Annotated in this window: 11 protein-coding genes; 5 read left to right on the forward strand and 6 right to left on the reverse strand. The window is 61.8% G+C overall.

The window, feature by feature from the left end:
* The first annotated feature begins 43 nt into the window (after nt 1-43).
* From RYZ20_RS14685 to olsA, 5 genes are all read left to right on the forward strand, one after another.
* Entirely contained in the window at nt 44-748 is a 705-nt protein-coding gene (locus tag RYZ20_RS14685) for a hypothetical protein (protein ID WP_317674857.1), read from the forward strand.
* Nucleotides 745-1,539, forward strand: coding sequence for an alpha/beta fold hydrolase (locus tag RYZ20_RS14690; protein WP_317674776.1), 795 nt, complete (start codon nt 745-747; stop codon nt 1,537-1,539). The genes RYZ20_RS14685 and RYZ20_RS14690 overlap by 4 nt, the downstream gene beginning before the upstream one ends.
* On the forward strand, nt 1,526-6,061 hold the full coding sequence (gene gltB / locus RYZ20_RS14695) for a glutamate synthase large subunit (protein WP_317674778.1): 4,536 nt from the start codon (nt 1,526-1,528) through the stop codon (nt 6,059-6,061). The genes RYZ20_RS14690 and gltB overlap by 14 nt, the downstream gene beginning before the upstream one ends.
* A 341-nt stretch (nt 6,062-6,402) precedes the next feature.
* The gene (olsB, locus tag RYZ20_RS14700) at nt 6,403-7,197 is read left to right on the forward strand and encodes an L-ornithine N(alpha)-acyltransferase (protein ID WP_317674780.1); all 795 of its coding nucleotides are present in this window, start codon (nt 6,403-6,405) and stop codon (nt 7,195-7,197) included.
* Nucleotides 7,197-8,030 (forward strand): lyso-ornithine lipid O-acyltransferase, encoded by an 834-nt coding sequence (olsA, locus tag RYZ20_RS14705; protein ID WP_317674782.1) that lies wholly within the window; start codon nt 7,197-7,199, stop codon nt 8,028-8,030. The genes olsB and olsA overlap by 1 nt, the downstream gene beginning before the upstream one ends.
* Here olsA and RYZ20_RS14710 read toward each other — a convergent pair.
* The 6 genes from RYZ20_RS14710 to RYZ20_RS14735 form a co-directional block, all read right to left on the reverse strand.
* A complete protein-coding gene (locus RYZ20_RS14710; RefSeq protein WP_317674784.1) occupies nt 7,976-8,230 on the reverse strand; it encodes a ribbon-helix-helix domain-containing protein in 255 nt (84 codons plus the stop codon). The genes olsA and RYZ20_RS14710 overlap by 55 nt on opposite strands.
* A complete protein-coding gene (locus tag RYZ20_RS14715; RefSeq protein WP_317674786.1) occupies nt 8,227-8,427 on the reverse strand; it encodes a DUF4169 family protein in 201 nt (66 codons plus the stop codon). The genes RYZ20_RS14710 and RYZ20_RS14715 overlap by 4 nt, the downstream gene beginning before the upstream one ends.
* Nucleotides 8,428-8,507: 80 nt before the next feature.
* Nucleotides 8,508-9,902, reverse strand: coding sequence for a class II fumarate hydratase (gene fumC, locus RYZ20_RS14720; protein ID WP_317674788.1), 1,395 nt, complete (start codon nt 9,900-9,902; stop codon nt 8,508-8,510).
* A gap of 121 nt (nt 9,903-10,023) precedes the next feature.
* Nucleotides 10,024-10,476 (reverse strand): SspB family protein, encoded by a 453-nt coding sequence (locus tag RYZ20_RS14725; protein WP_317674790.1) that lies wholly within the window; start codon nt 10,474-10,476, stop codon nt 10,024-10,026.
* Between the two features lie 59 nt (nt 10,477-10,535).
* Nucleotides 10,536-11,807 (reverse strand): chromate efflux transporter, encoded by a 1,272-nt coding sequence (chrA, locus tag RYZ20_RS14730; RefSeq protein ID WP_317674792.1) that lies wholly within the window; start codon nt 11,805-11,807, stop codon nt 10,536-10,538.
* A 44-nt stretch (nt 11,808-11,851) separates the two neighbouring features.
* On the reverse strand, nt 11,852-12,277 hold the full coding sequence (locus tag RYZ20_RS14735) for a hypothetical protein (protein ID WP_317674794.1): 426 nt from the start codon (nt 12,275-12,277) through the stop codon (nt 11,852-11,854).
* Nucleotides 12,278-12,328: the final 51 nt, after the last annotated feature.

A 12,328-nucleotide genomic window follows, 5' to 3' on the forward strand; every position in this document is an offset into this window, starting at 1 on the left:
TCAGGTGGCTGACTCCTCTGAACAGTAGGGCACGACAGTGAACATGCAAGCGGCAGGTCTGGCATTGATCGGGGGGATATTGATCCCCCTGCCCGGCCATGCCGCCGGTCCGTTCACGCCGCCCGCAGGGTGCGATCTGCAAATGACGGTGCAGATGCGGTCGTGTCAGGTGGCGAATGTCTATACCTGCACGGGCGCAGAAGGGGACCGCTGGATTTCCTATGCCGATGGCGAGGGCGAGTTCTTCCTCTCGCAGATCGACCACCAGACCCGCTGGATCGAGAGCGTCAGCCTTGAGAGCGGCGAGATCGACCGGCTTGATCTGGCTGGTTCGGCCGATCATGCGTCGTTCGACGCGCTGCTGGCGACGGGCGCGGATGATTATGATTTCGTCACGCGTAACAATTTCGGCGATGCCCGCCGCTATGTCGGTATCGACCGCCTGACGGGTGAGCAGGTCTCGATTGATGGTGTCGTGCTGGAGCGCTGCACCTTCGAGGTGACGTCTTACGACGCCGACGGGCAGTTTATGTCGCGGCGCGAGGGTAGCCAGTATATCTCGCACGACCAGCGGATTTTCTTTGGCGATTCCGAGCGGTTCGAGAACGCACAGGGCGAGACCTTCGACACATCCGATACGCCCGTCACCTTTGCGTTTCCCGGCGATGCCGACTTTGGCGCAGCCGAGCCGAAATTCGGCTGCGATATGCTGATGACCGGCGACCTGATGGAAAGGGGGGCGTCATGAACGCAGATGCGCGCCCCGATCTGAAAATTAACCCGCTGCCCTCCGAGGCGCCGCTGGCGATGCACTTCACGCCCGGCACCTCGTCGCGGCTGGTTGTCTCGTTCGCGGGGGTGGGCACCAAACGCCACCAGATGCCGCCGGTCGAACTCCCGCGGGTGGCGCACGGGAATGGCGCGAACAACGTTCTTTATGTCTCGGATCAAAGCCGTAGCTGGATGAACGGGCCGGGAATCGTCGAGCAAGTTCTGGAAACCATCGAGGATATTACCGACGAATTGGGAATCACTTCGCTTGTGGCGGTCGGAAACTCGATGGGTGGTTTTGCCGCGATGGTTCTGGCAGCCGAGACCGAGGTCGAGGCGGTGGTCGCGATTGGTCCGCAATTCTCCGTCCATCCCGACATTATGCCCGACGAATGGCGCTGGAAGTTCTTCCGCGACAAGATCGCGGACTGGCGTTATCCGCAGGCGCCCGACCTGCGCGACCGCAATACGGTGGTGACACTGCTGAATGGCGGTAGCGCGGACGAGCAGATGCACGCACAGCGCTTTCCGACGGATGCGGGCTATCATCACTATATCTTCCCCGATCAGGGGCATTCCCTTGCGCGTTCCTTACATGACAAGGGGCAGCTTGAGCCGATCGTGACAACCTCGCTTGAGGGGCGCCCCGCGGTTGCCCGCCAGGCGGTGCACAACGCGGGCGGGTTGATCCGCGCGCAGTTTGAAAACAGATCAGAAATACCTACGACTTCGCACTCTTCGAGGAGGCACAATGATGACCAAATATGATGACGCCTGGGTGGCCGCCGAGGAGGCAAAGCGCCAGTTTATGGCCGAGCATTCGCTCTATAAGGCGGACGACGAGAAGGCCTCGTGCGGGGTCGGTCTGGTTGTGTCTTTGGACGGTAAAGCCAGCCGCAAGGTCGTTGAAAACGGCATCGACGCACTTAAGGCCATTTGGCACCGTGGCGCTGTGGATGCGGATGGCAAGACCGGTGATGGCGCTGGCATTCATGTGCAAATTCCGGTTCCCTTCTTCTACGATCAGGTGCGCCGCACCGGCCACGAGCCGCATGAGACCAAGCTGATTGCCGTTGGTCAGGTCTTTCTGCCGCGCACCGATTTCGGTGCTCAGGAACGTTGCCGCACGATCATCGAATCCGAAGTGCTGCGTATGGGGCACTATATCTATGGCTGGCGCCACGTTCCGGTGAACACCGAGGTTCTGGGCGACAAGGCAAACGCCACCCGCCCCGAGATCGAGCAAATCCTGATCCGCTGTGACAAGGACATCGACGACGACCAGTTCGAACGCGAGCTTTACATCATCCGCCGCCGGATCGAGAAAGCCGCGATCGCCGCGCAGGTGAAGGGGCTGTATATCTGCTCGCTGTCGTGCCGCTCGATCATCTACAAAGGCATGATGCTGGCCGAGCAGGTTGCGGAATTCTATCCCGACCTGAAAGACGACCGCTTCGAGAGCGCCTTTGCGATTTACCACCAGCGCTATTCGACCAACACCTTCCCCGAATGGTGGCTGGCGCAGCCCTTCCGCATGTTGGCCCACAACGGCGAGATCAACACGATCAAGGGCAACATCAACTGGATGAAGTCGCACGAAATCCGTATGGCCAGCTCGACCTTTGGCGACATGGCAGAGGACATCAAGCCGATCATTCCGGCGGGCGCATCGGATTCGGGCGCGTTTGACGCCGTTTTCGAGGTGATGGTGCGGTCTGGCCGTTCGGCGCCGATGACCAAGACGATGCTGGTCCCCGAGGCCTATTCGCATTCGGATAAGATGCCGCAGGCGTGGCAGGATATGTATGCCTATTGCAACGCCGTGATGGAGCCGTGGGACGGCCCCGCAGCTCTGGCAATGACCGATGGTCGCTGGGTTTGTGGCGGCCTGGACCGTAACGGCCTGCGCCCGCTGCGTTACGTTGTGACCGGCGACCGTATGCTGATCGCGGGCTCTGAGGTTGGCATGGTGCCGACCGATGAAGCGTCGGTGGTTGAGAAGGGCGCGCTTGGCCCGGGGCAGCTGATTGCTGTCGATATGAAAGAGGGCAAGCTATACCACGACGCCGCGATCAAGAACCGTCTGGCGTCCAGCCAGCCGTTCGGTGAATGGATCGAGAAGGTTGTCGATCTGAACACAATGCTGAAGGAAGTGCCGGAAACGGCGCTCTTCTCGGGGGCTGATCTGCGCCGCCGTCAGGTTGCTGCGGGCTACTCGATCGAAGAAATCGAGCAGATCCTCGCGCCGATGGCCGAAGACGGAAAAGAGGCGATTGCCTCGATGGGCGACGATACGCCGCCTGCGGTTCTGTCCAAGCAGTATCGCCCGCTGTCGCATTTCTTCCGTCAGAACTTCTCTCAGGTGACGAACCCGCCGATCGACAGCCTGCGCGAAACCCGCGTGATGAGCCTGAAGACGCGCTTCGGCAACCTGAAGAACGTGCTCGACGAAGACAGCTCGCAGACCGAAATTCTGGTTCTGGAAAGCCCCTTTGTGGCGAATGGCGAGTTTGAATCGCTGCGCAAGCATTTCGGCACCGAAGTCGCCGAGATCGACTGCACCTTCGCCGTGGGCGCCGATCAGGACGCCCTGCGTGATGCACTGACCCGCATCCGCAACGAGGCCGAAGATGCTGTGCGTTCGGGCGCGATGCACCTTGTTCTGACCGACGAAGGCCAGAACGCCGAAAAAATCGCGATGCCGATGATCCTTGCAACATCGGCGGTGCATTCGTGGCTGACCAAGAAGGGGCTTCGCACCTTCTGTTCGATCAACGTGCGTTCGGCGGAATGCATCGACCCGCACTATTTCGCGGTTCTGATCGGTGCCGGTGCGACGACGGTCAACGCCTATCTGGCGCAAGACACCATCGCCGACCGGATCGAGCGCGGCCTTCTGGAAGGCTCGCTTCTGGACAACATGCGCCGTTATCGCGATGCGATTGACGCGGGTCTTCTGAAGATCATGGCGAAGATGGGGATCTCAGTGATCTCGTCCTACCGCGGTGGTCTGAACTTTGAAGCTGTAGGTCTGTCGCGCGCGATGGTTGCCGAGTATTTCCCCGGTATGCATTCGCGTATTTCGGGGATCGGCCTGCATGGTATCCAGCACAAGCTGGAAGAGATTCACCAGAAGGGCTGGGAAATGGGCCAGGAAGTCCTGCCGATTGGCGGCTTCTACAAGGCGCGTCGTTCGGGCGAGAGCCACGCTTGGGGCGCGCAGACGATGCACCTCTTGCAGCAGGCTTGTAACCGCGCGTCCTATGATCTGTGGAAGCAGTATTCCTCGCTGATGCGGGCGAACCCGCCGATCCATATCCGTGACCTTCTGGACATCAAGACGCTGGGTAAGTCGATCCCGATCGAAGAGGTGGAATCGATCACCTCGATCCGTAAGCGTTTCGTCACGCCGGGGATGTCGCTGGGGGCTCTGTCGCCCGAGGCGCACAAACTGCTGAACGTCGCGATGAACCGGATCGGCGCCAAGTCGGACTCGGGTGAGGGCGGTGAAGATCCGGCGCACTTTGTGCCCGAACCGAACGGCGACAACCCGTCGGCCAAGATCAAGCAGGTGGCGTCGGGTCGTTTCGGTGTGACTGCCGAATACCTCAACCACTGCGAAGAGCTTGAGATCAAGGTCGCCCAAGGTGCCAAGCCTGGCGAGGGTGGCCAGCTTCCGGGCATGAAGGTCACCGACCTGATTGCGCGCCTGCGTCACTCGACCAAAGGCGTCACGCTGATCTCGCCGCCGCCGCACCACGACATCTACTCGATCGAAGACCTCGCGCAGCTGATCTACGACCTCAAGCAGATCAACCCGCGCTGTAAGGTGACGGTGAAGCTTGTGGCCTCGTCGGGTGTTGGCACGATTGCGGCTGGTGTGGCCAAGGCCAAGGCCGACGTGATCCTGATTTCGGGCCATAACGGCGGCACGGGCGCAAGCCCCGCAACCTCGATCAAATATGCCGGTCTTCCGTGGGAGATGGGCCTGACCGAGGCGCATCAGGTGCTTGCGATGAACAACCTGCGCGAGCGGGTCACGCTGCGCACCGATGGCGGTCTGCGCACGGGGCGCGATATTGTCATGGCGGCGATGATGGGGGCCGAGGAATACGGCATCGGCACCGCAGCGCTGATCGCGATGGGCTGTATCATGGTGCGTCAGTGCCAGTCGAACACCTGCCCCGTGGGCGTGTGTACGCAAGATCCGGCCCTGCGCGCGAAGTTCACGGGATCGGCCGATAAGGTCGTGAACCTGATCACCTTCTACGCGCAGGAAGTGCGTGAGATCCTCGCCTCGATCGGTGCCCGTTCGATGGACGAGATCATCGGTCGCGCCGACCTTCTGACGCAGGTCAGCCGTGGGTCTGCCTTCCTGGACGACCTCGATCTGAACCCGCTGCTGATCACCGTCGATGGTTGGGACAAGATCGTCTACGACCGTTCGAAGCCGCGCAACTATGTGCCTGATACGCTGGATGCGGAAATCATCCGCGATGGCGCGCGCTTCTTCGAGGATGGCGAGAAGATGCAGCTTTCCTATGCGGTGCGGAACACGCTGCGGACCATCGGGACGCGTGCATCCAGCCACATCGTCAAGAACTTCGGGATGCGCAATGCGCTGCAGCCCGACCACCTGACGGTGAAGCTGACGGGGTCGGCCGGTCAGTCGCTTGGCGCTTTTGCGGCTCCGGGCCTGAAGATCGAGGTGTCGGGCGACGCGAACGACTATGTGGCCAAGGGTCTGTCCGGCGGCACCGTGGTTGTGCGCCCGCCGATGGCTTCGCCGCTGGTGGCCTCCGAGAACACGATCATCGGTAACACCGTTCTTTATGGGGCGACCGACGGCTATCTGTTCGCAGCTGGCCGCGCGGGTGAGCGTTTCGGCGTTCGCAACTCGGGTGCGAAGGTTGTGGTCGAGGGCTGTGGTTCCAACGGGTGTGAATACATGACCGGTGGTGTTGCGGTGATCCTTGGGTCGATCGGGCCGAACTTCGGTGCCGGTATGACGGGTGGCATGGCCTATCTTTATGATCCCGAAGGCGTTGCCGAGGACTTTATGAACCTCGAAAGCCTTGTGACCTGTGGCCTTGGCCATGCGCATTGGGAGCATCAGCTGAAAACCCTGATCGAGCGTCATGCCGCCGAAACCGGCTCGCGCAAAGCCGCCGAGATCCTGCAGCACTGGGAGGCCGAGAAAGCCAACTTCCTGCAGGTCTGCCCGAAAGAGATGCTGATCCATCTTCCGCATCCGCTGAGTGACGAAGCCAGCGCGGTTCCGGCTGAATAAGTCAGGCGCACATTTTCAGCCCCTGACGACTCTGGAAACATTCCAGCGTTGTCAGAGGGTTGGAAAGGCGCGCCTCAAGAAATTGAGCGCGAAGACACCTATCGAAGTCTCCAGGGTGATGCATTGCAAGCACCATCCTGGGGCGGTTGATGTCATTTTCGATCAGATAAGCCCCGACTTTATCAAAGTTCCGGGTCATTGAACCCAGCTATCCCTCGCGCGGGGGACGGCCTGACCTGCTTTGGCGTCGCGACAGCCCGAATGACCCGGCGCAGCGTTCCTGTTGCAATCGCGGTTTTGGCTGCATAACTGTGATGGCAGCCCTTGCATAAAGGCCGGACATGAGCGAACCGAACATAGTTTACGAAACCCGCCTTGCGCACAGCGAGGCCGATTTACGGGCAGCACAGCGGCTTCGCTATGAGGTATTCGTCGAGGAACTGGGCGGTAACGGGCCGCTGGTCGATCATGCCGAACGCCTTGAACGCGACGAATTCGACGACGTGTATGACCATCTTCTGCTGATCGACCGAACCCGTCCGGAGGGCGAGCATGTGGTCGGCGCCTATCGCCTGCTGCCACCCGAAGGGGCCGCCGCTTTCGGGCGCTATTATTGCGATAGTGAATACGACCTGGAGCCGCTTAAAAAGACGGCCCGCAAGATGCTGGAGCTGGGGCGATCCTGCGTTCTGCCCGAGCATCGCGGGGGCGCCGCGATGCTGATGCTCTGGAACGGGCTGGCGGATTATATTCTGGGGCGCGAGATCGAACTGCTGTTCGGCGTCGCCTCGTTTCATGGCACGGACATCGGGGCATTGCGTCAGCCCTTGGCGTGGCTCCACCATCACCATCTGGCCCCTCCCGAGTTGCGCGCTCGCGCGCGGGCCGAGCATTTCCAGCCGATGGATCTTTTGCCCGCGGCCGGATTGGACCGCCGCGCCGCGATGGCGGGGATGCCCAATCTGATAAAAGCCTATCTGCGGCTAGGGGGATTCGTCGGCGAAGGCGCGTTTATCGACCGCCCGTTCAACACGACCGATGTGCTGCTTTTGATGGATACGCAGGCCATGAGCCAGAAACACCGCAGTTTCTACACGCGCCGTGTCGAGGGCAAAGAGACTGAGGGGCGGGATTGATGGTAACCTGGAACGGTGATGAGCCTCAGCCCGAAGCAAAACCGATCGGCCCACGCGGCTGGCTGCGGGCCGCTCCGCGCGGCGCCATCCTCGGAGTGGTGGTATTTGGCGGGCTTGGGTTCTATCTGGCCATGCGCCTGTTGGAACGCCCTCTGCACGGGGTTCAGCGCCCCTGGACCGCACGCCTGACGCAGGTGGTCTGCCGTGCGGCGATGCCTATCCTTGGCATCGGCTATAAGGTCAGCGGCAAGCCGATGGAGCATATCGGCGCAGTGGTCGCGAACCATTCCTCGTGGATTGACATATTCGCGCTTAATGCCTGCCAGCGGGTCTATTTTGTCTCAAAATCCGAGGTGGCGGGCTGGCCCGGCATTGGCTGGCTGGCGCGCGCGACTGGCACGCTGTTCATTGACCGCGATCCGAAACAGGCCCGCATCCAGCAGGCCATGATGGGAGAGCGTATCCGCGCGGGCCACCATCTGCTGTTCTTCCCCGAAGGCACCTCGACCGACTCGCGCCGCGTGCTGCCCTTCAAGACGCCGCTGTTCCAGCCGTTCTTTACGCACGGGCTGGATAAGGTGATGCAGATCCAGCCGGTGAGCGTGATCTATATGGCGCCCAAAGGCGAAGATCCGCGCTTTTACGGCTGGTGGGCAGATATGAGCTTTGGCGTAAACCTTGTGCAAATTCTGGCCGCCCCGCGTCACGGAGCGGTGGAAATCCGCTTTCACGATCCGGTGGATGTCAGCGCCTTTCCGTCCCGCAAAGAGCTGGCGCGCTATTGCGAGGATGTCGTGCGCGGTGGTTTGGAATTAGCCACGCGCGCGCGGTAATACCCAAGCACATGCAAACGGATCGCGGTCGCTAGGCCAGCCTCCACCCCGCGCGCCGCGTCAATTTCGGCGGCCAGTTCGTTGATGCCGCAGCCCTGCGCGCGCGCGATTTCACGAAACGCCTGCCAGAATTCATCCTCCAGCGAGACAGAGGTCCGGTGACCACCCAGTGTCAGGGAATGCTTCTTCGGTCGGCTCATGTTTCGGGCGCATCCCGCAGGTGCTGGTCCAGCCGCTCGCGGGCCTGCCGTTCCTGCGTCTCTTCCAAAACGCGTTGCTCTTTCGTGCGGCCGAATTTCACCGCATTGCTATCGGCTTCGGTCCGGCGCTCCTGACGGGCGCGGTCCTTGCGAAACTTGTTCAGGTTCGTGACGTTCGACATGGGCGTATTCTGCACTGTTCAGGGCGACACGGGAAGCCCGCTCATGCAAAAGGGCGACCCGAGGGCCGCCCTTTGAAGCCGTCGTTCGGAAGGGATCAGCCTTTCGGGCCGATCATGTCCTCGGGGCGCACGATGCGGTCGAAGGTTTCTTCGTCCACAAGGCCAAGCGCGATTGCCTCTTCCTTCAGGGTCGTGCCGTTCTTGTGCGCGGTCTTGGCAACCTTGGTCGCATTGTCATAGCCGATGGTCGGCGCCAGAGCCGTTACCAGCATCAACGATTCCTTCATCAGCTTGTCGATGCGCGCGACGTTCGCCTGTGTGCCAACAACCATGTTGTCGGTGAAGGCCGACGCCGAGTCGCCCAAGAGCTGCATGGATTGCAGGACGTTATAGCTCATCATCGGGTTGTAGACGTTCAGCTCGAAGTGGCCTTGCGAGCCGGCAAAGCCGACAGCCGCGTCATTGCCCATAACGTGCGCGCAAACCATGGTCAGCGCTTCGGCCTGCGTCGGGTTTACCTTGCCCGGCATGATCGACGAGCCCGGCTCGTTCTCCGGCAGGATCAGCTCGCCCAGACCCGAACGCGGGCCCGAACCCAGAAGGCGCATGTCGTTGGCGATTTTGAACAGCGAGGCCGCAACCGTCTTCAGCGCGCCCGAGAACATCACCATCGCGTCATGCGCGGCCAGTGCTTCGAACTTGTTGGGCGCGGTGACGAAAGGCAGGCCGGTGATGTTCGCGATCTCGGCGGCGACCTTCTCGGCAAAGCCCTTGCGGGTGTTCAGGCCGGTGCCGACAGCGGTGCCGCCCTGTGCCAGCTCGTAGATGTCGGGCAGGCACATTTCGACGCGCTTGATGCCCTGAGCCACCTGATGCGCATAGCCGCCGAACTCTTGCCCAAGGGTCAGCGGCGTTGCGTCCTGCGTGTGCGTGCGGCCGATCTTGATGATGTCCTTGAACTCTTCGGATTTTGCGGCGAGCGCGGCGTGCAGCTTGCGCAGGCCGGGCAGCAGAACGTCGCGCGCCTGCATACCGATGGCAACGTGCATCGCGGTCGGGAAAGTGTCGTTCGACGACTGCCCCATATTGCAGTGGTCGTTCGGGTGAACCGGCTTTTTCGAGCCCATCACGCCGCCCATCATCTCGATGGCACGGTTCGAGATCACCTCGTTCGCGTTCATGTTCGACTGCGTGCCCGAGCCGGTCTGCCAGACGACCAGCGGGAAGTTGTCGTCAAACTTGCCGTCGATCACCTCGGTCGCGGCGGCCTGAATGGCATCCGACAGGCCCGCATCCAGATCGCCGAAGCCCTGGTTGACGACGGCGGCGGCTTTCTTGATCACGCCAAGCGCGCGGATCACCGGAACGGGCTGGCGCTCCCAGCCGATCGGGAAGTTCATGATCGAGCGCTGCGTTTGCGCGCCCCAGTATTTGTCGGCAGGAACTTCGAGCGGGCCGAAGCTGTCGGTTTCGGTGCGGGTCGCGGTCATGTTGGGCCTCCAAGCATGCGAGCAGGAATCTACACGCGCGTGATAGTCCGCGCGCGCGCGTTTTGCAATTGGTATACGGCTGCATACCAAGGTTTAACGCTATCGGAGCGCGGCTTGCGGCCTATTTGCGGAATTTGTCGAGGCTGACGACCTCGGCATCGCCGCGGGGCGGCGGCTCGTCCCCGTCCTCTTCTTCGTCTTCCTCGTCATCCTCGTCCGACGACTGTGTTTCAAACCGCAGGCCGAACTCGACCGAGGGGTCGACAAAGGTCGAGACCGCATCGAAGGGAATGACCAGCCGCTCGGGCGCATCGCCAAAGTTCAGCGTGATCGCAAAGCCGTCGTCATCGACAACAAGATTATCGAACCAGTGCTGGATGACGATGGTCATCTCTTCGGGATAGCGGTCGCGCAGCCAGTCCGCCAGCTCGGCATCGGGGTGACGGGTGTCGAAGGTGATAAAGAAATGATGCGCTCCGGGCAGGCCGTGCTCGGAGATGTCCTGCAAGACCGTCTGGATCAGGCCGCGCATGGCGGCGTGCATCAGGCTTCCGTAATCAATCGAATGCGACATGCGTCTCCCCTGCGTAATCGCGTTCAGCATAGGGGATTCGTCGGCCAAGGGAAGAGGGGTCAGAGTAGTGCGCAGAGAACAACGCCCGCTGCCGAAACTACCCCCAACACCAGCCAGAGGGGCGCGCGCACGAAGCGGATCAGAAGCGCGGCAAGGGCGGCAAGGGCCAGTGCCTCGGGGCGGGCGGAGGGAAGGCTCGGCAGGCTGAGCGCGAAGGGTCCGGGCGTTAGAGTTGCAAAGACGACATGGAGCGCGAACCAAAGGGAGAGCGATGCGATTACGCCGGTGACCGAGGCGGTGATGGCCTGCAAGGCAGCAGAAAGGCGCGGGCGGTGGGTCAATGCCTCGATCAGCGGCGCACCGGTGAATATCCACAGGAAACAGGGAATGAACGTGACCCAAAGCGTGAGCGCCCATGCGGCGATCCCCGTTCCGATACCGGTTTTCAACCCCGCAATCAGCGCGGCAAACGCGGTCACAAGGATGAGCGGGCCGGGGGTGGTTTCCGCAAAACCGAGGGCGTCGATGACCTCGGGCGTGGTCAGCCAGCCGTGATCCGCAACCATCGCCTGCGCCATCCACGCGAGCAGCGCATAAGCGCCGCCGAAACTGAGCGCGGCGAGCTTTGAAAAAAACAACCCGAGCTGCACCAGGAAAGTCGAGCCACTGATCGCCAGCACCACCAGAGGCAGCGCCCACAAGGCAGCCCAAGGGGCCGCTCGGCGGAGCGCGGCGCCTAGTGCGCCGGTGCTGATGGCGTAGCGTTCGGGCGATTGCTGTTTCGGGGCGGACAGCCAGCCCCACGCGCCAGCCACCAGCACCACAAGCGGAAAGGGCAGGCCAAAGACGAACAGGGCGACAAAGGCCATTGCTGCCAGCGCGTAGGCCGCGAGCCCGTGCAACGCACGCCGTGCCATAGAGGCGAGTGCCTGCACCACGATCACCATGACACATGCCTTCAGCCCCCAAAGCGCCCCTTGCGCCAGCGGGCTATCGCCAAGACCGCCATACAAAAGGCCAAGCGCGAGGATCACCAGCGCCCCCGGCCCCACGAACCACAGCCCGCCGATCAGCCCGCCCGTGACCCCGCGCAGCCGCCAACCCGCATAGGTCGCCAGCTGCATCGCCTCAGGGCCGGGAAGAACCATACAAAAGCTCAGCGCGCGCAGGAATTCGGCCTCGGTCAGCCAGCGCTTCTCGTCCACGAGGCAGCGATGCATCAGCGCGATCTGCGCCGCAGGCCCACCGAAAGACAGCAGGCCGATCCGTGCGAAGGCGCGGTGCAAATCGTGCACGCTTGGTGGCGAAGCGGGAGCGGTGTGCGTATCCATGATGCGCGCAAGGTGCCGCCCCGCGCTCCGACTGGCAAGGACGATTACAGCCCCAGCGTCTCTCCTGACAGGCACAGGGCCATCGTCTCGGGCGGCAATGCGCCCGCCTGCTCAAAGAAGCCGATGAAATCGAAGTGGTTATAGGCTTCGGCAATCTGATCGCCGGAAAACCTGATCGCCATCTGGCCCGAAAACTCGATCGGGGCGGCGCTGCGCGGGCACTTCCCGGCAACCTGCACAAGAACCCAAAGCCAATCCGCACTTTCGAAATGTTTGAGTATCTCGATCACCGGACTGGCGATCATCCGGCGCATCGCGGGGACCAGCTCGCGAAAATCCTCGGGGCGCAGGTCAAGGCCACGAACGCCCTGAGCCGCATTTTCATCGACGAAATACCTACCCAGAGCATCCAGTTCCTGCCGGATCCAGACCTCATCGAACCATTCACGCACAATCTGCAATCGGGACATTTGTGCCTCCGCTGGGTAACAACCCAAAGGAGAATCTCACGCCCGCCTTGA

The organism is Pseudothioclava alba (assembly GCF_033100795.1).
Lineage (GTDB): Bacteria > Pseudomonadota > Alphaproteobacteria > Rhodobacterales > Rhodobacteraceae > Pseudothioclava.